Source organism: Bradyrhizobium xenonodulans (assembly GCF_027594865.1).
Classification (GTDB): Bacteria; Pseudomonadota; Alphaproteobacteria; order Rhizobiales; family Xanthobacteraceae; genus Bradyrhizobium; species Bradyrhizobium xenonodulans.
In genome coordinates this window covers 7,514,223-7,536,187 of sequence record NZ_CP089391.1, presented here as the reverse complement: position 1 = coordinate 7,536,187, position 21,965 = coordinate 7,514,223, and the positions used below count along the sequence as shown (strand labels likewise).

The following is a 21,965-nucleotide window of genomic DNA, read 5'->3' as shown; positions in this document are numbered from 1 at the left end:
TGACTGTTCTCGCTGCAATCGCCAGCATCGATCTCTATTCCGTGGCGCCAGTGCGAGCAGACGCGTGGGGATGCTCATACGACAAGTGCCTGGCCTACTGCGCCAAGGTCGGGGGTCAGCGATGCAGCCTGTATTGCACCAAGAAACTGCAGGAAAAGCAGACCTCGAAGGTCTGCCCTGCATCCTGACGCCTCACTCCAAATTCGTATTGAATTCGTACGACTTCTCCGCCCCGACCAGCGTGAACTTCAGCGCCGCACCGTCGGGCTTGGCGCCCGGCGGCAGTCCGTCGAGTTCGAACGTAAACCGTTTCACGCCAGCCGGACTGGGCTCGACCGGCGCGGGAATCGGCAACGCCCAATCCGGCGTCGGCCCCTCCACGAACAGATTGATACCGCGCGCGTCCGCAGGCGCGACCACATCGACCACCACGTTCTTAGGCCCGTCACGCTTGACGTCGCGGATCGTGAGCGGATTGGGATCGCCGATATTGGCAGGCTTCGGCACCGTGTCCAGCGCGGCACGTAGATTGGCATCTTCGGTCGAGGCGACGTTGTTGAAGCCGAGCTCGACATTGGCCTCGACGGGAATGCAGAGCTTTTCGCAGACCGCGTAATTGATCTCGGCGCGCAAGGTTACCGGCTTGTCGGCGGCCTTGGCGACGATACGCAGGGGCAGCACGACCTGGTCGTGATAGCCGATCGAATGGCCGCCTGCGCCGTCGTCGAACTTCAGCGGCGCCGGCCACATCACTGTCACAGCTTCGACATTGTCCGACTTGGAGAAGTTGAAGCGCGGCGGAACGCCGGAATCACCGGGCATGCGCCAGTAGGTCTTCCACCCGGGCTGGATCTGGAAGGCGATACCACCGAGCAGGACCGCGCCGCTGCGCGATCCCGCGAGCAGCCGCACCGCGGAATGTCCGTCGCGCTGCCAGGGCGATGCGTCGTCCGCGCGGGCTGCAAGCGCCAGCGACGACGCGAGCAGGGTTGTCGCGACGCCAATCGCCGCACGCATGGGAACTCTTGTCAGCATGGCACGTCTTTACAGGGTGGCCTCTGGGCAAACCATTGAATTGCTTGTGATGGATGCACTTGAATCAAGTCTCTGCAAGTCTTGACCTGGAAGCCTTGATCTACAAGTCTTGACCTACGAGCCTTGATTTGACAGCGGCCCGGCCCGACATCAGGATAGGAATTGAAACCGGAGTGCTTGACCGATGGCTCCCACAGGAAAAAGGACGGGCGAAAGCACCCGCAAGCCAGGCCCTGCGCTCCCCAACTCGGCCGGCTATCTCGATGGCCGGCTCCTGATTGCGATGCCCGTGATGGGCGATTCCCGCTTCGAACGCTCCGTGATCTATCTCTGTGCCCATTCGGCGGAGGGGGCGATGGGCATCATCGTCAACCACCCGGCCGGCAGCATCGACTTCCCCGAACTGCTGGAGCAACTCGGCATCATCAAGAAGGGCGAGCACATCAAGCTGCCGGAGAACGCCGAAAGCATGAAAGTGCTGCGCGGCGGCCCGGTCGATACCGGCCGCGGCTTCGTGCTGCACTCCAGCGACTTCTACATCGAGAACGCGACGCTCCGGATCGACGACGGCGTCTGCCTCACGGCGACCGTCGACATCCTGCGGGCGATCGCCAACGGCTCCGGCCCCAAGCACGCCATCCTCGCGCTCGGCTATGCCGGCTGGGCGCCGGGCCAGCTCGAAACCGAAATCCAGAGCAATGGCTGGCTGCATTGCGATGCCGATTCGGATTTGATCTTCGGCGACGACGTCGACGAGAAGTACGGCCGCGCGCTGCGCAAGATCGGCATCGATCCCGGCATGCTCTCGAACGAGGCCGGGCACGCGTAGCGTCATTCTCGCTGTCATGCCCCGGCTCGACCGGGGCATCCAGTACGCCGCAGCCCGTCGGCTCTATCACAACCGTCTCGGAGTACTGGATCGCCCGGTCAAGCGGGCGATGACACCTGTGCTGAGTAGCGCTGTACAGCGCTGACTGACGTCTACTCCGCCGCCTGCTGCTGCATCGTCGGCTCGGTCCCCGCCACCGTCGCGCGGCGCATGTCGCGGGGCTGGGACTGGTCGTAGCGGCGGACGCGGTGCATGGTCTGGCGGTTGTCCCACATCACGAGGTCATGCAGCTTCCATTTGTGGACGTAGACGAATTCGCCCTGCGTCGCGTGCTCATTCAGATCGCGCAGCAGCAGCCGGCCCTCCGGCACGCTCATGCCGACGATCTTGCCGGCATGCGATGACAGATAGAGCGACTTGCGCCGATGCACCGGATGGGTCCGTACCAGCCGTTGCAGCACCGGCTTGAACATCTGCTTCTCGTCGTCGGTGTATTCGGTGAAGCCGAGCGATCCCCGCGAATACATCAGCGAATGTTCGCAGACGAGATCCTCGATCTCCGCCTTGGTCTCCTCGTCGAGCGCGTTATAGGCGGCGCGCATGTCGGCGAATTCGGTGTTGCCGCCTTTCGGGTTCACCACCCGCGCCGACAGCAGCGAGAATTTTGCCGGGATGGGACGGAACGAGCTGTCGGAATGCCACAGGCAGTTGCCGAGGTTGAACAGATGTGCGCGGCTGTCTTTCCCGAGCGGCTTGCCGTCCTTGCCGAGATTGGAGACGTCGTTCAGTCCGGATTGGAGCCGGTAGTCCTTCTCCTTGGTCACGGTGCCGCCGCGCGCGTCCTCACGCTGGCCGAAATTCAGCGCGAAGGCCATCTGCTGCTCGTCGGTGATGTCCTGGTCGTGGAAGACCAGCACCGCGTATTTGTCCATGGCGGCCTCGACCTCGCGCGCCTCGGCCTCGGTGAGAGGCTTTCGCAGATCGAGGCCGGAAACCTCGCCGACAAAATGCGTCTGAAGCTGCCGGATGGCGATCGTCATGGCGTTTCTCCCGCGAACCGCGAGCGGTTGCTCCCGCTCTGTTGGCGAAAAAGCTACTCCGGCCGCCTGCGATGTCAACGCTTGGGCAGCATACCTCTTAGGCGTTGCGCGCCATCAGGCCGCCGTCGACCGGGATCACCGCGCCGGTGAGAAAGGACGCGGCCGGCAGGCACAGGCTGAGCGTCATATGCGCGACCTCCTCGGGATCGCCGTAGCGGCCGAGTGCGGTGCGGCGCTTGGCGTAGATGGTCTTGTGCTCCTCGGAGATGCGGTCGGTGATGGCGGTGCGGATCGGCCCCGGGCAGATGCAGTTGACGGTGATGCCTTCGCGGCCCAGCTCGACGGCAAGCGAGCGCGTGAGGCTCGCCACGCCGCCCTTCGCCGCCGAATAGGGGCTGTGCAATGCGGTGGCGCCGAGCGCCTCGGTCGAGGCGATGTTGACGATGCGCGGGCTCTTCGATTTGCGCAAATGCGGCAGCGCGGCCCGGATGATGCGCGGATGCGCCGTCAGCATCACCGCGATGCCTCTGGCCCAGGCATCTTCGTAAGCCTCGTCGTCGATCGCGACGCGTACGGAAATGCCGGCATTGTTGACGATGATGTCGAGGCCGCCGAAATGCGCGGCGACATCGCCGACGACGCGCTTGATCTCGCCGCCGTCGGCGACGTCGAGCTTCCACGCCTTCACTGAACCGTCGCTCGCCGCGATCTCCTTTGCGACGGATAGCGCGCCTTGCTCGTCATAATCCGTGACGGCGACGCTTGCGCCTTCGGCTGCGAACACGCGTGCGGTCGCGCGGCCCATGCCGCTCGCCGCACCCGTGACGAGAACGGTCAGTCCCTTCACGGACCGGCTGAGCTGCTTGAAATCGGACATGCTGTTTCCTCGCTCCCCGCTCGTTCTTGTTATGATTGACAAGGCTGGCATCGATCCGCAGACAGGTCAAACAAGCAAGACAAAGGGGAGGCCGCGATGGCGAACGAGCTGGATTTCTCAGGCAGACAGGTGCTGGTCGTCGGCGGTTCCAGCGGCATCGGCAACGGCATCGCGCAAGCCTTTCGCGCGCGGGGCGCAACAGTTGCGGTTTGCGGCACGCGTGCTCACGCGAAGGAATATTCGGCGGAGGAAGGCTCCGATCTCGCTGGTCTTGCCTATGCGCAGCTCGATGTCGGCAATGCCGGCGCGATCGAAGCGTTCAAGCCGTCGTTCGACCGGCTCGATATCCTGGTGCTCGCGCAAGGCGCGGTGCTCTATCGGCGCGGCGAGTTCGAGATGGGCGGTTTCCGCAAGGTCGTCGAGATCAATCTGATGAGCCTGATGGCGTGCGCGACGCGATTTCATTCCATGTTGCGGGATTCCAGGGGCGCGCTGATCATGGTGTCGTCGACTGCGGCCTATCATTCCACCATGGGCAATCCCGCCTACAACGCCTCGAAGACCGGTGCGGTCGGATTGACGCGGACGCTGGGCGAGGCCTGGGCCGAGGATGGTATCCGCGTCAACGGCATCGCGCCCGGGCTCGTCGACACCAAGATGACGAAGGTGACGACCGACAATCCCAAGCGGCTCGAAGGTGCATTGTCGCGCATTCCGCTGCGGCGCCTGGGCACGCCCGCCGACATGGCGGGCGCGGCCCTGTTCCTGGCCTCGCCGCTGTCGTCCTACATCATCGGCCAGACGCTGGTCGTCGATGGTGGGCTCATTCTCTAAACCTCTAAACCCTTTGGAACTGCGCTGCTCCTGATCGGTTACTTGGGCTGACCCCCGAGGAGGAGCATCATGGACAAGGATCGGATTGTCGGATCGGCCAAGGAATTCGCTGGACGCGCGGAAGGCGCTGTCGGTGATCTCGCAGGCGATGCGCAGACACAGGCATCAGGCAAGGCGCGGGAAGCCGCAGGCACCGTGCAGAATCTCTACGGCCAGGCCAAGGACGCCGTGCGTGACGCCACGGACACCGCGGCAAGCTATGCCAAGGACGCCTACGACAACAGCGGCGACACGCTTCGCGATGGCACGCAGGCGATTTCGAAGAAGGTGCAGGACAATCCGCTCGGCGCATTGCTGGTCGCCGGCGGCATCGGCTTCGCGCTCGCGCTTCTGATGTCGCGCCCCGCCCGTCGTCCCCCGCCGTCGCGCTGGCGCTATTACGGCTGAGCACCCGCCACGTCTCTCGCGCCCCGGACGCAATGCGGCCTAGGCGATGCGCAGCATCGTCCGGAAGCTGCATTGCCGAGCCGGGGCCGATTCTTTTGTGAATGCCGCAATGCTGGGTCGTCGCATCACCAGGAGGTGCTGCGCCGGGTCCGGGACACGAGACCTTCGCTTACCGGAACATCTCCGCCGCTCGCCCGACATTGCCCGGCGGACGCGGGACCGCGGGATTGGGATTCGGGTTGCGCGGCGCCGGCGCCAATTGACGCGGCGGTGGCTGCGGCGAGCCGAAGCCGAAGAAATCGCGGAATGACGGCGATGCCTGGGCCGGCTGCTGCGGCTGCACCGGCGGCTTCTTCGGCGCGAGCTTTTGCGGCGCGATCGCGGCGGCTGCACCCGGTGTGCCCGGAGCAGCGCCGCCGTCGGGCGTCGTCGCCGCCATCGGCGTATCGCCCTTGGCCTGCTCGCGGCCGACTTCGCGGCGCGGCCAGGCATAATCGTCGGCGCGGCCCGCAGGCGCGGCCAGCGGCTCACCCTTCACCATCGTCTTTGCGGCCAGCGCATCGACGGCGGCGGGACGCGAGCCCGGACCGCCCAGCAATTGATCGGTCGAGATCGAGGCTGCGACCAGTGGCACGATCGGTCCCGCCAGCGGCCGCGGCGCGGGCTTGCCGGGCTCGGCGCTGGTGTCGGGGGTCGCAGGCTCGCTCGGCAGCGCGATCGGACCGGAGCGTCCCGCCAGCAGGCGCGTGATCTCGCGCTCGACATAGTGGGCGAGCTTGCGGGCGCCGGGCTTGGTGAAATAGACGCCGTCATAGCTGCGGAGCTGACGGATCTGGCCTTCGAAATCTGGGCCCTTCTGGAGGAAGCGGCCGGCTTCGTCGACGAAGCCGTCCCAGACGTCGACATAGGTGATGCCGGCCTTGGCGGCGCCTTCGCGATAGAGCGAATCCAGGAACAGCATGTCCGCCGTGCCCTTCGGGCCGCGGATCGCGGGCAGGCCGACCCAGAGCACCGGTACGCCCTTGGCCTTGAGCACGCCCGCGAGCTCCTCGATCTTCTTGCCGTAGAGCTCGACCCAGCGCTCGTCGCGGAATTCGTAGAGGCTGTTCGGGTTGCGCGCCGTCTTTTCGGGCGCGGCCGCCGGTGTATCGGCGTTGTCGGCGTCGTCTTGCGGCAGGTCGGAATCGGCGGGCTTGTCGTCCGGCTTGGCGGCGCTGTCGTTGGGTTTGGCGTCGCCGGGCTTGGCGGGTTGCTTGGCGCGCGCGCCCTTGTCGTTCTTCTTGTCCTTGTCCGAAGCCTTGTCCGATTTATCGGGCGCGGCTTCGCGGATCGCAATGCGGTCGTTGAGACCGAGCATGACGACGATCACGTCGGGCTTTTCGGTCTCCAGAATGCCCTTCGCCGCCGCCGCCCAGTCCGAGGGCTCGCCGCGCGGCTGATACTTGATCAGGCCGGACGTGGTCTTGTGCTTGCGGATCACGCCCATGTCGGGCTGCTCGGTGTAGGCGTCTTCCAGGCCGTAAGCGAGCCAGTCCGCCATGCCGTCGCCGATCACCAGCACGTTCTTGTCGGGAATGGTGTCGCGCTTGGCCGGCGCCGGGGCGCGCGAAAAATCCTGACGCGGCGCCTGCTGCGGTTGCTGCTGGAATGGTGCGAAGAAGTCGCCGCCGAACCAGCCGCCGCCACCACCTCCACCGCCGCGCGGCGGCGGGGGCGCCGAACGCTGCGGCGGACCGCCGAAGCCGGGGAAGTTGAAGAACTGGGCCGACGCGGGCCCCGCGACCCCGATCAGGATCGCAAGCGCCGTTCCCAGCGCGATCAGCGGGCCGGTCTCGGTCAGCGCCTTGAAGAAGGACTTGGGCTTCGACATGCGATCTCGGGCACGCGCAATGGGGGTCGGGAGCGGTTCGATATAATAACGGAATCAGGCGCCAAACGGGCAGATTCCGTTGCAGATTTTCTCGTGAATTCCTGCCCCATACACCGGGGAACAGCCGCCCCCGTCAAGGTGGCCGGCCAAAATCCCTGTTCAGGGTTACTTTCGGCGCGATTTTACCGCCTGCGCAGCTGGTCCAGCACGTCGGACGAGGCAAACCCGTCGGCGGGGACCCCGATCGAGGCCTGGAAACTGCGCAGGGCTTCCCTCGTCTGGCCACCGAACTGGCCGTCGGGGGTGCCCTTGTAGAAGCCGCGCTGGGCCAAAAGCTGCTGGAGTTCCAGCCGTTCGGTGCGCGACAGCTCCCGTTCCTGCCGCGGCCAGGGCTGCACGAAGGGCTGCCCGCCGCGCAGGCGATCGGCGAAATGGCCGATCGCGAGCGCATAGGCCTCGGCCGGATTGTATTTCATGATGACGCGGTAATTCTGGAGCATCAGGAAGCCGGGGCCTTGCGCGCCCGCCGGCGCGAGCAGATAGGCTTTTTCCGCCGGATGCGGGAACGGCTGGTTATTCGGACGCTTGAGCCCAAGCTTCTCCCACTGCGCCATCGTCATCGCCTTGGCGCGATCGGCTAGCATGTAGTTGAAGTCCTTGGGCACCACGACCTCGTAGCCCCAGGACTGGCCGGCCTGCCAGCCGTCCTTCTTCAGATTGTTGGCGGTGGAGGCGATCAAATCGGTGGGATTGTCGACGACGTCGCGGCGGCCGTCACCGTCGCCGTCGACGGCAAAGCGTTTGAACGCGGTCGGCATGAACTGGGTCGGGCCGAAGGCGCCGGCCCAGGAGCCGCGCATCTGTTCAGGCCTGAGATCGCCGCGATTGAGGATCTCCAGCGCTGAGAGGAATTCGTCCTTGAAATAGGCCTGGCGGCGGCCGATGCAGGCGAGCGTCGCGGTCGATTGCAGCACGCTGCGGTCGCCCATCTGCGTCGAGTAATTGGACTCGATGCCCCAGATCGAGGCGATGATGTAGCGATCGACGCCAGTGGCCTTTTCCGTAGCGTCGAACTGCGCCTTGTATTTGGCGAGTACCTCGCGGCCCTTGGCGAGACGGTTGTCGTTCACGAGAATGTCGAGATAGTCCCAGATTGACTTGGTGAACTCCGGCTGCGAGTCCATCAAATCCATGATGCGCAGATCGGGCGAGAGCCCGGCCGTGAAGCGCTGGAAGTTTTCCTGGGTGATGTTGCGTCGTGCGGCATCGGGCCACATCCCCGCGACGCAATTGTTGAAGTTGCCCGCAGCCTCGCGGATCGCGGCCGCCGTCATCAGCGGATGACCGGAGGCGCCGTCCTCGCCGGTCCAGGGTAACGCGCCGCCGGAGCCGGGCGCCGGTTGCGGAGGCGTCTGAGTCTGGCCGGAGAAAATACCGCCGAACAGGTTCGACAGGCCGTTTTGCGACTGGGCGTTCACGCCGGCAGGCAGCAGCAAGGCAGCCGCAACCATCGCTCTGCTGGTCACAAATCCAGCACGTTTCGCCAGCGCTGCCACCGATTGCATCATACCTCACCTGTCCGGCCGAAAATCCGCCATCAAGAGGCCCGGTACCTGTTGCCAATAGCTTAACAAAGGTGAAATTTTAGTGGCTGATTTTTTCTTAACTCTGTGATCGCGAGGCCCCACATCCGCCTTTGTTAGCGGCTGCAAACAAGCTAGCAAGACACCATTGCTCCCTTCACGTCCTCAGGTATTCGATCAATCCCATGAAAATTCGCAAAGCCGTATTCCCCGTCGCCGGCCTCGGCACCCGTGTCCTGCCCGCCACCAAGGCGATGCCGAAGGAAATGCTGACCATCGTCGACAAGCCGCTGATCCAGTACGTCTATGACGAGGCGCGCGAAGCCGGCATCGAGCATTTCATCTTCGTCACCGGCCGCAACAAAAATGTCATCGAAGATCATTTCGACAGGATGTTCGAGCTCGACGCAACGCTCGCCGCGCGCGGCAAGAAGGCCGAGCAGGAGATCCTGGCGCAGAATCAACCGGAGGCCGGCGCCGTCAGCTTCACCCGTCAGCAGGCGCCGCTCGGCCTCGGCCACGCGGTCTGGTGCGCGCGCGACATCGTCGGCAACGAACCGTTCGCGGTCGTGCTGCCCGACGAGCTCGTGCTCAATACGACCGGCTGCCTGAAGCAGATGATCGAGACGGCTTCATCGCTCGGCGAGAAATCCAACGTCATCGCGGTCGAGGCCGTGCCTGACCATTTGACTCACCAATACGGCATCTGCGGCGTTGGCAAGCGCACCGGCAAGATGTTCGAGGTCGACGGCATGGTCGAGAAGCCGGCCAAGGGCACCGCGCCCTCCAACCTCTCGATCACCGGCCGCTACATCCTCCAGCCGGAGATCTTCAAGATCCTGGAGACCCAGGAGCGCGGCGCGGGCGGCGAGATCCAGCTGACCGACGCCATGATCGGCCTCTCCAAGTCGCAAAAGTTCTACGGCGTCGAGTTCGAGGGCGAGCGCCATGATTGCGGCTCCAAGCCCGGCTTCCTCCGCGCCAACATCGCCTACGGCCTGAAGCGGCCCGAGCTGCGCGACGGGCTCATTGCGGAGATGAAGAAGTATCTGGGGCAGTAGCTACACATTCCGCCGTCGTCCCTGCGAACGCAGGGACCCATACCGCGTGATCCATCGGGTACGTTCGGTAGGAATACCGGACGACGTGTCTTCGCCAAACCTCTCCCTGTGGTTATGGGTCCCCGCGTTCGCGGGGACGACACCGAGCCTCACGCCACCAGCGACAGCTTCGGCAGGGTCGCGACCACCGACTGGTTGCGGCCACCGGCTTTTGCCGCATAGAGCGCCTTGTCGGCGGCGGCGACCAGGATCGGCCAGTCCATGCCGGTCGTGGGAACGAGGCTCGCGATGCCGCAGGAGACCGTCGAAATCGTCCCGTCGCCGGACCAGCCCTGCACCTTGCCGCGGATCGTCTCGGCGACCTTGAAGGCGTCGGTTGCAGACGTGTTCGTCAGCAGCACGGCGAATTCCTCGCCACCATAGCGCGCCGCGCAGTCGCCGGCGCGGCTCACCGAATCGGAAATGCAGATCGCGATGCCGACCAGGACCTGGTCGCCGGCCTGGTGGCCGTAGGTATCGTTATAGGCCTTGAAGTGATCGGCATCGATCATCAGCAGCGCGACCGGCGTCTTCTGGCGCATCGCGCGCCGCCATTCCGCGTCGATCACGGAATCGAACTTGCGGCGGTTCTTCAGGCCGGTGAGCGCGTCCGTCGTCGCCATCTCCTCGAGCTTGCTTTCGGCCTCCGCGCGCCGGCCGATCTCGCGCGCGAGCACGAGCGTCGATCCCAGCACGAACAGCGCGAGCGTGAGCACCACGGCGCAGATGCGAAACGCCTCCTTCTGCCAGAGCGCGAACACCGCGGTCAGGGGTTTGCCCGCCACCACGAACAGCGGGCCGCCGTCGCCGCTGCGCACATAAAGCCGCGGCGTCGGATCGACCGGGCCCTGTCCGGAATAGGAGGTGCCGATCGGGAGATTGTCGGCCTTCCAGTTCTGGCGGTCGTTCAAATTCCTGCCGATGATGTCGAGGTCGAACGGCCGCCGCATCATGATGGTGCGGTCGCGCCTGAGCACGGTGATGGTGTCGTTGGGGTCGAGGTTCAGCCGCTCGAACAATTCGTGGAAATAGCTGAAGCGGATCGAGCCGGCGACGACCCCCATGAAGCCGCCGTCGGTGTCGCTGATGCGCCGGCTCAGCACGATCGAGTAGGCGCCGCGGAACAGCATCGGACGGCTGATGAAGAGCCCGGCTGTCGGATTGTCGCGATGAATCCTGAAATAGTCCTCGTCCGCGCGGTTCTCTGGCAGGGGATCGAGCGTGGAGGCGTCGATGGTCAGCCTGCCGTCGGCGTCGAACACCTGGATGGCGCCGAAATGCCTCGCGGTGGTCGCGTGGTCGAACAGGATGAGGTGACGGATCGTCTTGGAGACCGTGTTGATCTCCGGCAGCAGCATGTTGCTGGCGACCGCCTTCAGGGACAGGTCGTAGATCTCGATGTTGCGGCTGACGTCGGACTCGATGGTCGTCGCCAGATTCTCCAGCGTCTGGCGGGCGAGCGCCTCCTCGCCCCGGCGCATGTCGAGCATGACGTTGACGCAAATGGCGGAAAAGCCGATCACCGTCACCACGGACGAGATGATCAGCAGCTTCGCCGAAATGCGCCACGGCCGGCGGGCCGTGACGTCGCGCCATCCAGACAACATCGTTTGCTCCCGACATCAGTGGATGCGCCCGAAAGCTTGCATAGTGTTTAAACCGCGACGGCGACGCCGCGATGAGTTAAGAAACGGTTGATGCGGCTGACGGTTTTCGGCGGCCCGGCGAGCAGGCTCATTGGAGCAGATTTCGCTTTCGACGAGAGGACGACGGTGAACGACTACGACGCGTTGCGCGACTATCTGATGCGGCAGAAGCAGGCGGAATTGGTGCTGAGCTTCGAGCAGATCGAGGAGATCATCGGCGCGGCCCTGCCGCGGGCGGCGAATCGTGCCTCATGGTGGGACAGCCTGCGCAGCCCCGACATCCAGATGCCGCAGCGCGAAGCCTGCCTCGCCGCGGGTTTCAAGGCGATGCGGATGCCGGATGGCCAGAGCGTGCGGTTCACGAAGCTGAAGAAGGACGGACGCAGGCCAGGCTGAAAGTCTCGTAGGGTGGGCAAAGCGAAGCGTGCCCTCCAACCGAGACAGATCGTGGGCACGGCGCAAGTGCGCCTTTGCCCACCTACGAGACCTGACTCGTGGCGCGATCAGCTCGCAGCTTCCAGCCGCACTTCCGTCAAGAGGCGCATCGCGGCATCGGCATCCATCGGCTCGCCGAAGGCAAAGCCTTGCGCGTATTCGCAGCCCATCTGGTAGAGCTCGACCGCGTCGGAATCGGTCTCGGCGCCTTCGGCGACCACGTCCATGCCGAGATCGTGCGCGAGCGCGATGATCGACTTCAGGATCACGGGCCGCGTGCCGCGATTGGTGGTGCGCACGAACGACTGGTCGATCTTGATGGTGTCGAACGGGAAGCGCTGCAGATAGGCCAGCGACGAATGGCCGGTGCCGAAATCGTCGAGCGACAGCCCGGTGCCGAGCTCGCGGATCCGCGTCAGCATTTGGGCCGCGTGCTCCGGATTCTCCATCACCAGCGATTCCGTCAGTTCCAGCTTGAGCGTGCCGCGCGCCACCGAGGAGCGCGACAGCACGGTGCGGATGTCGTGGATCAAATCGTGGCGCAGCAATTGCCGCGAGGAGACGTTGACGGAGGCGAAGATCGGTTCGCGCGAGCGCATCGCGCGCTGCCAGATCGACAGCTGCTTGGCGGTCTGGTCGAGCACGAACATGCCGAGATCGACGATCAGGCCGGTCTCTTCCGCGATGGTGATGAATTCCGACGGCGCCATGCGCCCGAGCTTGGGATGATCCCAGCGCGCCAGCGCCTCGAAGCCGGCGATCGAGCGATCCTCCAGCCGCACGATCGGCTGGTACAGGATCGTCAGCTCCTGCCGCTCGATGGCGCGGCGCAGCTCGCTCTCCAGCGTCAGCCGGTCGGTCTTCCGCGCGCGCATCGCCGGCTTGTAGACGTCGATGCGGTCGCCGCCGATGCGCTTGGAATGATACATCGCAAGCTCGGCGTCCTTGATGATCTCGTCCGTCAATTGCGTCTGAGGATCGGACAGAGCGAGGCCGATCGAAGCCGTGAGAAAAATCTCGCGCTCGTTGAAGGCGATCGGCGCGCGGATGGTCTTGCGGATGGTCTCGGCGAAGGCGGTGATGCGGGCCGGGTCCTGCTCGGAGAGCAGGATCAGGCCGAACTGGTCGCCGGCGAGCCGTGCCAGCGTGTCCTGCGGCTTAAGGATGCGGGTGAGGCGGCGGGCCAGCGTCAGCAGGATGGAATCGCCGACCGCGATGCCGACGGAATCGTTGACCTGCTTGAAGCGGTCGAGATCGATCACCATCAAGGTCGGCCGCAGCGTCGGCATGGTCTTGGCGAAGTTCGCGACGCCGCCGAGCCGGTCCATGAACAGCTTGCGGTTGGGCAGGCCGGTGAGGTTGTCATGCACGGAATCGTGCAGCAGGCGTTCTTCGGCATTGCGAAGCTCGGTGACGTCGGTGAGGGTGCCGACGACGCGCGAGACCTCGCCATCCGAGCCGACCACCGGCCGCGCCTTCAGCGCGAACCACATGAAGTGACCGTCCGGCGTGCGCAGGCGGAAATCCTGGACGAGGCGGCCGCGGCGCTGGTCGAGCACGCTGTCGAGCGCGGCGCGGAAACGGTCCTGGTCGAGCGGATGCAGCACCTCGAGCCACGAGGCCGCGGGCCCTTCGAGCGTGCCGCGCTTGAGGCCCAGCAGCGCTTCGGTCTCGGGGCTGGTAAAAACCTTGTCGGCGGAGACGTCCCAGTCCCAGATCAGGTCGCCGGAGCCGGCCAGCGCCAGCGCGCGGCGCTCGATGTCGGAGACGACGCCCGTGGTGGCGCTGCCGCCGGCAAAGGCGTGCTGCATCACCGTGAAGCCGATCAGCATCACGATCAGCACGAGGCCGCCGAGCAGGGCAGGGCCGACGATGTCGTTGGTGACGGACCCCGCCACCGTCATGCCGGCCGCAACCACCCAGACCACCAGCAGGAACCAGGTCGGGATTAGCAGCACCGCACGGTCGAAGCCGTGGGTGGAGAGGTAGACGATCAGCGCGAAGCCGGCGAAGGCGATCAGCACCAGCGACATGCGCGCGATGCCGGAGGCCACGGCCGGATCAAACAGCGCCAGAGCGACCAGGGCCCCGAGGAAGAGGAGCCAGAGCGCCGTGATGTGCGAATAGCGCACGTGCCATCGACTGAGATTGAGATAGGCGAACAGGAACACCAGCAGCGTCGCGGCCAGGATCGCCTCGCCCGCCGCGCGCCAGATGCGCTCGGCGTTGTTCGACATGTCGAGCACCTTGCCCCAGAAGCCGAAATCGACGCCGATATAGACCAGCACCGCCCAGGCCAGCGCCGCCGCGGCCGGGAACATGATGCTGCCCTTGACCACGAACAGGATGGTCAGCACCAGCGCGAGCAAGCCGGAGATGCCGATCACGATGCCCTGATACAGCGTGAACGAGTTGACCTTGTCCTTGTAGGCTTCCGGCTCCCACAGATAGAGCTGCGGCAGCTTGTCGGTGCGCAGCTCGGCGACAAAGGTGACGACGGCGCCGGGGTCGAGCGTGATGCGGAACACGTCGGCGGTTGCGCTTTCCTGCCGCTCCGGCCGATCGCCGATCGACGGCGTGATGGTGGCGATGCGCGACAGGCCGAGGTCGGGCCAGAGCAGCCCTGAGGAGACGATGCGGTAATGCGGAGCGACGATCAGGCGGTCGAGCTGGTCGTCGGTGTTGTTGGCGAGCGCGAACACCACCCAGTTCTGACCACCCTCGCGGGCGCGCACCTCGATGCGGCGGACAATGCCGTCGGTGCCGGGCGCGGTCGAAACCTGGATACGATCGGCATCGCTGCGCTGGTGCTCGAGCACACCGGTGAGGTCGATCGCGGGCGCGTCACCGCGGACGCTGACGGCGTCGAGTGCGCGCGCCGGGGACGCGGCGACGAGAATCATGAGGCCCAGCGCTATGGGCGCGAGGCACCTGATCAGACGCAAGGTCAGTTCTCCGCGTTCGCAAACTCTTCAGTGCAGGATCGTCAGTGCAAGGCGTTTTCCGAACGGAACAAGATGGTTCGGCGCGTCGCGATAGATGCCACGAAAGCGAGGAAAATCAAAGGGTTTCCGCCTTGCCCCGTCGGCCGTTGGCCTAGACCTCCAACACAATTTTGCCAATATGTGCGGAGGTCTCCATGCGCCGGTGCGCGTCGGATGCCTTTTCCAGCGGGAAAGAGCTGTCCATCAGCGGCTTGACCCGGCCTTCGCGCAAAAGCGGCATCACTTTGGCCTCGATCGCGGCCACCATCGCCGCCTTGTCCGCATTACTACGGGGGCGCAGCGTCGAGCCGGTATGGGTCAGGCGCTTCACCATCACCTTGGCGATGTTGACGGTGACCTTGGGGCCGTTGAGGGTCGCGATCTGCACGATGCGGCCGTCGACCGCGGCGGCGTCATAGTTGCGGTCGACATACTCGCCGGCGACCATGTCGAGGATCAGGTTGACGCCCGCTTTGTTGGTCTCCGCCTTGATCACCTCGACGAAATCTTCGGTCTTGTAATTGATGGCGCGATCGGCCCCGAGCTTGAGGCAGGCATCGATCTTGTCCTGCGATCCCACGGTGACGAACACCTTCGCGCCGAACGCCTTCGCGAGCTGGATCGCCATGGTGCCGATGCCGGAGGAGCCGCCATGGATCAACAGCGTCTCGCCGGCCTTCAGGCCGCCGCGCTCGAACACATTGTGCCAGACCGTCATCAGGGTTTCCGGCAGCGCGCCGGCTTCCTTGATCGACAGGGCCGGCGGCACGCTCATCGCCTGGGCATCCTGGGCGATGCAGTACTGCGCATAACCGCCGCCGGCGACGAGCGACATCACCTTGTCGCCGATCTTGTGACGCTTGGCGTTGCTGCCGACGGCCACCACTTCGCCCGCGATCTCGAGGCCCGGCAGGTCGCTGGCGCCGGGCGGCGGCGGATAGGCGCCGGAGCGCTGCGCCACGTCGGGCCGGTTGACGCCCGCGGCCTGCACCTTCACCAAAATCTCGTCGGGGCCGGGCTGCGGCAGCGCCCGCTGTTCCGGCACCAGCACCTCCGGTCCGCCGGGCTTGGAGATGGCGACCACGGTCATTTGCGCGGGCAGCTTGTCCATGATGTGTCCTTGGGCAAAGGTAGCGGGATGGAGCGAGGCCATTGCTTAGCCAGCGCGGTCCAAGCTGGCAACCGCCTCAACTGCTTGTGACGCGAACGCAGGAGGAACGACGATGGCGACGGAAGACGACGACAAGCCGCGTAGGAAGATCAGCCATGACATCGGACAGGATCTCTCACTGTTGTCGGTGGAGGAACTGACCGAGCGTGTCGCGCTGCTCAAGACCGAGATCGTGAGGCTGGAGGAAGCCGCCACCAAAAAGCGCGCCTCGCGCGATGCGGCGGATAGTTTTTTCAAGAAGTAGCTACCCCCGTGGTCCTCATCCTGAGGGACCGCGAAGCGGTCGTCTCGAAGGATGGCCGCGAGCGAGAGCCGGGCCTTCATGGTTCGAGACGCGCGCGAAGGGCGCGCTCCTCACCATGAGGGTTTACTTTCGGCCTCCGCCGCAAGCGATCCATGGAGGGATCGTTCCACACCCACTCGGCCACTGACCGACATGGCTAACGAACTCTCAAAAATTTAGCTCGTTTACTCCCGATTAAGCTTTCGGGTTTATGACTGGAACTGTCCTCGTTTGGACACCGAGTGGCTCCTGTCCACTCTGTTTGACGCCTCCCTGTTATCAACTTTCAAAGCCGCCGGTCTCCGGCGGCTCTTTTTTTGCGTCATCTCCCCGCTCTTGCGTCTAGCCCCGGTTGAATTCCGAGGAATGACCCGCGGAAACCATATCCGTGCTTGTCGCTGGACTCCGCGCTCCCGGCGCGCAATGATTTGTTCATCATAAGCCGGCGCCAAAGCCGGACAGTCAAACAGTTGCGTAAGAGGCGTTAACCATGGAACGTTTGCAAGCCGACGGCGCTCTCGTTCAACTCAGCGAGCGGTTCACCAATTCCGCGGCGTTCGGCACCTTGTTCCGCGAGGGCATGGATCTCGTCGAAGAGACCGCCGCCTATCTCGACGGCGCCGGCCGTACCGAGGCCAAGGCGCTCGACCGCGCGGTCAGCCTGACCTATGCGACCGAGAGCATGCGCCTCACCACGCGCCTGATGCAGCTCGCCTCGTGGCTGCTGCTGCACCGCGCGGTGAAGGAAGGTGAGATGACGCTGGTCCAGGCCAACCGCGAGAAGACCAAGGTCAAGCTCTCCGCCGCCGATCCCGGCCCCAATGACTCCATCGAGAAGCTGCCCTCGCAGCTCCAGGACCTGATCCATCGCTCGATGAGCCTTCAGACCCGCGTTCGCCGCCTCGACACCACGATCCACACCCCGCCGGCCGAGCTGCCCGCGATCGGCAATCCGCTGGTGCCGCACCTCAACGCGCTGAAGGCCGCGTTCGAGCGGTAGGCTCACAGGTGCCGTAGGAGCACGCTCTCGTAGGGTGGGCAAAGGCGCAAAGCGCCGTGCCCACCATCTCTCGCTCGAGGATCACGACAACGGTTTCGTGGGCACGCTTGCGCTTTGCCCACCCTACGAAATCCCGGCTTTGGCTGAGGACCTGCCCCACAAACAAAAACGCCCCTGGTCTCCCAGGGGCGTTTTTCGTCTCCGGCCTCGAGGGCGGGATCAATCCTTTTTGAGAAAGCCCGAAAACTTCTTCTGGAAGCGCGAGACGCGGCCGCCGCGATCCATCAGCTGGGCGTTGCCGCCGGTCCAGGCCGGGTGCGACTTCGGGTCGATGTCGAGGTTCAGCGTGTCGCCTTCCTTGCCCCAGGTCGAGCGGGTCAGGTACTCGGTTCCGTCGGTCATCACGACCTTAATCGTATGATAATCCGGATGAATTTCGGCTTTCATGGCAATTCCTCGGCGCCCGGCGCCTTACTTGAGTGGCTATCGAATGACGGATTTGGCGGCTCTATACCCCACGGGGGCCTGCAAAACAAGCGGTGCGAGCAGGCAGAACCGGGCTTGCCCCTAAGGGACTTCCCGGATTTGCCACTACCCTTGCACCGGCCTATTGGGAGCAAACGAATTCAATGGGTCGGATCTCATGAGCGCAGTGGAACGGCTTGATGACCAGTATGTCGATCGGCCTGCAATGAACGCCGCAGAAGCCCCGTCGATCGAAGCCGAGCTGATCGAGCAGCCTGCCAAGGGCCGCGCCAAGCTGCGTCCGCTGCTGGCGCTCGCGCCCTATGTGGCCCGCTATCGCGGCCGGGCGGCGCTGGCCTTCGTCGCGCTGACGGTTGCGGCCCTGACCACGCTGCTGGTGCCGATCGCGGTGCGCAGGATGATCGATTTCGGCCTGACGCCGGAAGGCATCGCGCTGATCAACAGCTACTTCTCGGTGATGATCGCCGTGGTCGCCGTGCTCGCGCTTGCCAGTGCCGCGCGCTACTACCTCGTGATGACGATCGGCGAGCGCATCGTTGCCGATCTCCGCCGCGACGTGTTCGCCCATCTGCTCTCGCTCTCGCCTTCCTTCTTCGATTCCGCGCGCAGCGGCGAACTGGTGTCGCGGCTCACCGCCGACACCACCCAGATCAAATCCGCCGTCGGCGCCTCGGTCTCGATCGCGCTGCGCAATCTGATGATGTTCTTCGGCGCGGCTGCGATGATGGTGATCACCAGCCCGCGGCTGTCCGGTTTCGTGCTGCTCGCCATTCCCCTGATCGTGCTGCCGCTGGTCGCCTTCGGGCGCTGGGTGCGACGGCTGTCGCGCAACGCGCAGGACACGCTGGCCGATGCCTCCGCCTATGCCGGTGAGCTGGTCGGCGCGATCCGCACCGTGCAGGCCTATACCAGCGAAGGGCTCGCCGAGAAGCGCTTTGGCGGCGAGGTCGAGCAGGCCTATGAGGCGGCGCGCACGTCCACGCAGGCCCGCGCGGTGCTCACCGCCATCATCATCTTCATCGTGTTCGCCAGCGTGGTCGCGATCCTCTGGATCGGCTCGCATGACGTCCTGATCGGCACGATTTCGCCGGGCCGGCTCGGCCAGTTCGTGCTCTACGCGGCCTTTGCCGCGGCGGGCCTCGGCCAGCTCAGCGAGGTCTGGGGCGAGGTCTCGGCGGCCTCGGGCGCGGCCGAGCGCCTGTTCGAGATCCTGCACGTGCAGCCGGAGATCAAGGCGCCCGCCTCGCCGCGCGCGCTGCCGGTGCCGGCGCGCGGCGAGGTCGGCTTCGATCGCGTCAGCTTCGCCTATCCCGCGCGGCCCGACGTCAAGGTGCTCGATGCGGTGTCGTTCACCGTGCGCCCCGGCGAGAAGGTCGCGATCGTCGGCCCGTCCGGCGCCGGCAAGAGCACCATCTTTCACCTGCTGCTGCGCTTCTACGATCCGCGAGGCGGCGCAATCTCGCTCGACGGCGTGCCGGTCAAGTCCGCCGACCCGCGCGACTTCCGCTCCCGCATCGCTCTGGTGCCGCAGGAATCCAACGTGTTCGCCGCGAGCGCCCGCGAGAACATCCGCTTCGGCCGGCCCGATGCGACCGATGCCGAGGTCGAGCGCGCCGCCGAGCTCGCGCATGCCGCCGAGTTCATCCGCCGCCTGCCCGAAGGCTTTGACACTCCGCTCGGCGAGCGTGGCGTGACGCTGTCCGGCGGCCAGCGCCAGCGTATCGCGATCGCCCGCGCCATCCTGCGCGATGCGCCGCTGCTGCTGCTCGATGAAGCCACCTCCGCGCTCGATGCCGAGAGCGAGACGCTGGTGCAGACCGCGCTCGAAGAGCTGATGCGGCACCGCACCACGCTCGTCATCGCCCACCGCCTCGCGACCGTCCTCTCCTGCGACCGCATCCTGGTGATGGACCAGGGCCAGATCGTCGAGCAAGGCACGCATGCGGAGCTGGTGGCTGCGAACGGGCTCTATGCGAGGCTGGCGAGGCTGCAGTTCGAGGGGGCGTGAGGCGCTGCGTGAAACTGAGGCGACGCCTCACCCGCAGTGTCGTCGCCCGCGCAGGCCGGCGATCCCGTACTCCGAGACAGTCGTGAGCAATCGATAGGCTGCGGCCTGCTGATGATCGACGGAAAATAGTTCGGCCAATCTGAGAGAGCGGCCTCCGGCGATTGAGGTCAAACAAAGTTCGCAACTTGAGAGGCAAGTGGTGTAACGTACGTAATGATCAAAATTGCACTGGCCGTTATCGCGCTTGCCTTGGCCAACGCGAGCTTCGCCGCCCAACCTGAGGAACGCGACCCTTCGACGGGCTTGACACATCGGGAGAAGGTCGCGGCCGAGCGTGTCGAAGACGCGAGACGAGTTGCCGCTGAACCGGCTTGGCGGCCCTGGCATACCGAGGACGCTCGGACCGGCTTTGGTCTTCCCCCACAGGCGGTTGGATCGACCCCGCCGTCCAAATAGCGTCGAGCACGACGCGCCGGCTCCCAAGATGGCCGGCTACTGTGCAAGGGGTTGTCTTCGCTGTTTTGGGGGGCCGATTTATTTGCACTTCGGCGACAGCGCCGGCACATTCGGCCACGGCCAGTTTTTCCAGCTTCCGTCCTCGCCGACGCAGGCCGATGCAGCAGGGCCGATCGTCGGATCGGGACTGCTCGTCGAAGCAGGCGCACTCGCGGTGTTCGCCGGCGCGGCGAAGCGCTGGTCGACATAGGCCGTCGACACGTATCCGGCGACGATCACGCCCAGAAAGACCGACGCCCCCTTGCCCAGATCGCTCAGCCGCATCGATCGTCTCCATCCGTTTGCCATCGCTACTCTGGCTACAACGAATAACGGACGCGAGCGGATCCCTGCGTGACAGCCGTCACGCTCGCCAAACCATCTTCAGCACCGGCCGGCCCGAGGTCGGATTCACATCGTCGCCGGCATGGGCAAAGCCGTTGCGCTCGTAGAAGCGGATGGCGCGGGCGTTGTCCTTGTTGACGAGCAGCGTGATGCCGTTCGGAGAGAGGCGCTTGGCTTCCTCGACCAGGAGCCGCGCCGCGCTCGAGCCCCAGCGATCCGGATCGACCACGAGCTGATCGAGATAGCCTTCGCCGTCGATGGTGACGAAGCCGGTCAGCGCGCCGTCCTGCTCGGCGACGACGATCGAGGCCTTCGGCACCAGGTCCTTCCTCCAGCGCTCCCGCCACCATTCGAGGCGAGCAGCGAAGTCGATCTGCGGATAGGCCTGCTGCCAGGTGCGATGCCAGAGGTCGATCGAGGCCGCTTCGTCCTCGGGTCGGTAGGGGCGGAGGTGGACGGCGCCGCTCACTACCGCTCCGTCAGCTTCAGCTCGATGCGGCGGTTGCGCTTGTAGGCCTCTTCCGTGTTGGCGGGATCGAGCGGCTGGAATTCGCCGAAGCCGGCCGCGACGAGGCGCTGGGCGGGGACGCCGAGCGAGATCAGGTACTGCACCACCGAGATGGAGCGGGCCGCGGACAGGTCCCAGTTCGACTTGAAGTTCGCACCGCTGACCGGGCGCACGTCGGTATGGCCGTCGACGCGCAGCACCCAGGGGATATCGCTCGGGATCTTCTTGTCGAGCTCGATCAGCGCAGTCGCCAATGTGTCGAGCTCGGCGCGGCCCTCGGGCAGCAGCACCGCCTGTCCGGTGTCGAAGAACACTTCGGACTGGAACACGAAGCGGTCGCCGACGATGCGGATGTCGGGGCGGTTGCCGAGGATGGCGCGCAGGCGGCCGAAGAATTCCGAGCGGTAGCGCGACAATTCCTGCACGCGCTGCGCCAGCGCCACGTTCAAACGCGAGCCGAGATCGGCGATGCGGTTCTGCGATTCCTTGTCGCGCTTCTCGCTGGCGTCGAGTGCCTCTTCCAACGCCGCCAATTGCCGGCGCAGCGCGCTGATCTGCTGGTTCAGCACCTCGATCTGGGCCAGCGCCCGCGCCGAGACGGCCTTTTCGGAATCCAGCGCCTTGCCGAGCTCGGAGGATTTGCCCTGCGCGTCGCTGCCGGCGGCGGCGAGGCCGTCATAGAGGCCCTTGATGCGGTCGCGCTCGGTCTCGGCCGAGGCAAGTCCCGCCTTCAACTGCGAGACCTGGTCGTCGAGCGTGAGCTTGCCGAGCTTCTCCAGCGAGAGCAGCTCGTTGAGCTGCGCGATCTTGGCGTTGAGCTGCTCCAGCGCCTTGTCCTTGCCGGTGACCTCCTGCGACAGGAAGAACTGCACGACCAGGAACACCGACAGCAGGAACACGATCGACAGCACCAGCGTCGACAGCGCGTCGACGAATCCGGGCCAGTAGTTGAAGGAGGTATCGCCGCGGCGGCCGCGCGCCAGAGCCAT

20 protein-coding genes are annotated in these 21,965 nt (G+C 65.2%); 8 read left to right on the top strand and 12 right to left on the bottom strand.

Going from position 1 to position 21,965, the window contains the following annotated elements; genetic code table 11:
* Window positions 1-192 precede the first annotated feature (192 nt).
* Window positions 193-1,035, bottom strand: a complete 843-nt coding sequence (locus tag I3J27_RS35560; protein WP_270163471.1) for a protein-disulfide reductase DsbD domain-containing protein — start codon at window positions 1,033-1,035, stop codon at window positions 193-195.
* A 184-nt stretch (window positions 1,036-1,219) separates the two neighbouring features.
* On the opposite strand from I3J27_RS35560, the gene I3J27_RS35555 reads away from it, so the two are divergent.
* Window positions 1,220-1,864, top strand: a complete 645-nt coding sequence (locus tag I3J27_RS35555) for a YqgE/AlgH family protein (protein WP_270163470.1) — start codon at window positions 1,220-1,222, stop codon at window positions 1,862-1,864.
* Between the two features lie 152 nt (window positions 1,865-2,016).
* Here the strand turns inward: I3J27_RS35555 and I3J27_RS35550 are convergent, their stop codons facing one another.
* Both I3J27_RS35550 and I3J27_RS35545 read right to left on the bottom strand, forming a co-directional pair.
* Window positions 2,017-2,904 carry a TauD/TfdA dioxygenase family protein gene (locus tag I3J27_RS35550; protein ID WP_270163469.1) on the bottom strand — a complete coding sequence of 296 codons (888 nt, stop codon included), beginning with the start codon at window positions 2,902-2,904 and terminating at the stop codon, window positions 2,017-2,019.
* A 97-nt stretch (window positions 2,905-3,001) separates the two neighbouring features.
* Window positions 3,002-3,781 (bottom strand): SDR family NAD(P)-dependent oxidoreductase, encoded by a 780-nt coding sequence (locus I3J27_RS35545; RefSeq protein ID WP_270163468.1) that lies wholly within the window; start codon window positions 3,779-3,781, stop codon window positions 3,002-3,004.
* A gap of 96 nt (window positions 3,782-3,877) precedes the next feature.
* Between I3J27_RS35545 and I3J27_RS35540 the strand changes: the two genes are divergently transcribed.
* Complete coding sequence (locus I3J27_RS35540; protein ID WP_270163467.1) at window positions 3,878-4,615, top strand: SDR family NAD(P)-dependent oxidoreductase; 738 nt, start codon at window positions 3,878-3,880, stop codon at window positions 4,613-4,615.
* A 69-nt stretch (window positions 4,616-4,684) separates the two neighbouring features.
* Window positions 4,685-5,062: a CsbD family protein gene (locus tag I3J27_RS35535; protein WP_254136393.1), complete on the top strand. Its 378-nt coding sequence runs from the start codon at window positions 4,685-4,687 to the stop codon at window positions 5,060-5,062.
* 169 nt (window positions 5,063-5,231) lie between these two features.
* On the opposite strand, the gene I3J27_RS35530 is transcribed toward I3J27_RS35535, so the two are convergent.
* Both I3J27_RS35530 and I3J27_RS35525 read right to left on the bottom strand, forming a co-directional pair.
* Window positions 5,232-6,932: an SGNH/GDSL hydrolase family protein gene (locus I3J27_RS35530; RefSeq protein WP_270163466.1), complete on the bottom strand. Its 1,701-nt coding sequence runs from the start codon at window positions 6,930-6,932 to the stop codon at window positions 5,232-5,234.
* A 182-nt stretch (window positions 6,933-7,114) separates the two neighbouring features.
* Window positions 7,115-8,497 carry a lytic murein transglycosylase gene (locus I3J27_RS35525; RefSeq protein WP_370691999.1) on the bottom strand — a complete coding sequence of 461 codons (1,383 nt, stop codon included), beginning with the start codon at window positions 8,495-8,497 and terminating at the stop codon, window positions 7,115-7,117.
* Between the two features lie 203 nt (window positions 8,498-8,700).
* Here I3J27_RS35525 and galU point away from each other — a divergent pair, with 203 nt between their 5' ends.
* Window positions 8,701-9,576 carry a UTP--glucose-1-phosphate uridylyltransferase GalU gene (gene galU, locus I3J27_RS35520; protein WP_270163464.1) on the top strand — a complete coding sequence of 292 codons (876 nt, stop codon included), beginning with the start codon at window positions 8,701-8,703 and terminating at the stop codon, window positions 9,574-9,576.
* A 149-nt stretch (window positions 9,577-9,725) separates the two neighbouring features.
* On the opposite strand, the gene I3J27_RS35515 is transcribed toward galU, so the two are convergent.
* Complete coding sequence (locus tag I3J27_RS35515; RefSeq protein WP_270163463.1) at window positions 9,726-11,222, bottom strand: sensor domain-containing diguanylate cyclase; 1,497 nt, start codon at window positions 11,220-11,222, stop codon at window positions 9,726-9,728.
* Between the two features lie 165 nt (window positions 11,223-11,387).
* Between I3J27_RS35515 and I3J27_RS35510 the strand changes: the two genes are divergently transcribed.
* Entirely contained in the window at window positions 11,388-11,657 is a 270-nt protein-coding gene (locus I3J27_RS35510; RefSeq protein ID WP_270172971.1) for a DUF7662 domain-containing protein, read from the top strand.
* A 107-nt stretch (window positions 11,658-11,764) separates the two neighbouring features.
* On the opposite strand, the gene I3J27_RS35505 is transcribed toward I3J27_RS35510, so the two are convergent.
* Window positions 11,765-14,641 carry an EAL domain-containing protein gene (locus I3J27_RS35505; protein WP_270163462.1) on the bottom strand — a complete coding sequence of 959 codons (2,877 nt, stop codon included), beginning with the start codon at window positions 14,639-14,641 and terminating at the stop codon, window positions 11,765-11,767.
* A gap of 151 nt (window positions 14,642-14,792) precedes the next feature.
* The gene (locus I3J27_RS35500; protein ID WP_270163461.1) at window positions 14,793-15,791 is read right to left on the bottom strand and encodes an NAD(P)H-quinone oxidoreductase; all 999 of its coding nucleotides are present in this window, start codon (window positions 15,789-15,791) and stop codon (window positions 14,793-14,795) included.
* A 112-nt stretch (window positions 15,792-15,903) separates the two neighbouring features.
* Here I3J27_RS35500 and I3J27_RS35495 point away from each other — a divergent pair, with 112 nt between their 5' ends.
* The gene (locus tag I3J27_RS35495; protein ID WP_270163460.1) at window positions 15,904-16,095 is read left to right on the top strand and encodes a DUF1192 domain-containing protein; all 192 of its coding nucleotides are present in this window, start codon (window positions 15,904-15,906) and stop codon (window positions 16,093-16,095) included.
* A gap of 529 nt (window positions 16,096-16,624) precedes the next feature.
* Complete coding sequence (gene rcdA, locus I3J27_RS35490; protein ID WP_270163459.1) at window positions 16,625-17,134, top strand: protease adaptor protein RcdA; 510 nt, start codon at window positions 16,625-16,627, stop codon at window positions 17,132-17,134.
* A gap of 219 nt (window positions 17,135-17,353) precedes the next feature.
* On the opposite strand, the gene rpmE is transcribed toward rcdA, so the two are convergent.
* The gene (gene rpmE / locus I3J27_RS35485) at window positions 17,354-17,581 is read right to left on the bottom strand and encodes a 50S ribosomal protein L31 (RefSeq protein ID WP_027530154.1); all 228 of its coding nucleotides are present in this window, start codon (window positions 17,579-17,581) and stop codon (window positions 17,354-17,356) included.
* Window positions 17,582-17,777: 196 nt separating this feature from the next.
* Between rpmE and I3J27_RS35480 the strand changes: the two genes are divergently transcribed.
* Window positions 17,778-19,628, top strand: a complete 1,851-nt coding sequence (locus I3J27_RS35480; RefSeq protein ID WP_270163458.1) for an ABC transporter ATP-binding protein/permease — start codon at window positions 17,778-17,780, stop codon at window positions 19,626-19,628.
* Between the two features lie 534 nt (window positions 19,629-20,162).
* Here the strand turns inward: I3J27_RS35480 and I3J27_RS35475 are convergent.
* From I3J27_RS35475 to I3J27_RS35465, 3 genes are all read right to left on the bottom strand, one after another.
* Window positions 20,163-20,408 carry a hypothetical protein gene (locus I3J27_RS35475; protein ID WP_270163457.1) on the bottom strand — a complete coding sequence of 82 codons (246 nt, stop codon included), beginning with the start codon at window positions 20,406-20,408 and terminating at the stop codon, window positions 20,163-20,165.
* 79 nt (window positions 20,409-20,487) lie between these two features.
* Window positions 20,488-20,937, bottom strand: a complete 450-nt coding sequence (locus I3J27_RS35470) for a GNAT family N-acetyltransferase (protein ID WP_270163456.1) — start codon at window positions 20,935-20,937, stop codon at window positions 20,488-20,490.
* Window positions 20,937-21,965, bottom strand: a complete 1,029-nt coding sequence (locus I3J27_RS35465) for a peptidoglycan -binding protein (RefSeq protein WP_270163455.1) — start codon at window positions 21,963-21,965, stop codon at window positions 20,937-20,939. The genes I3J27_RS35470 and I3J27_RS35465 overlap by 1 nt, the downstream gene beginning before the upstream one ends.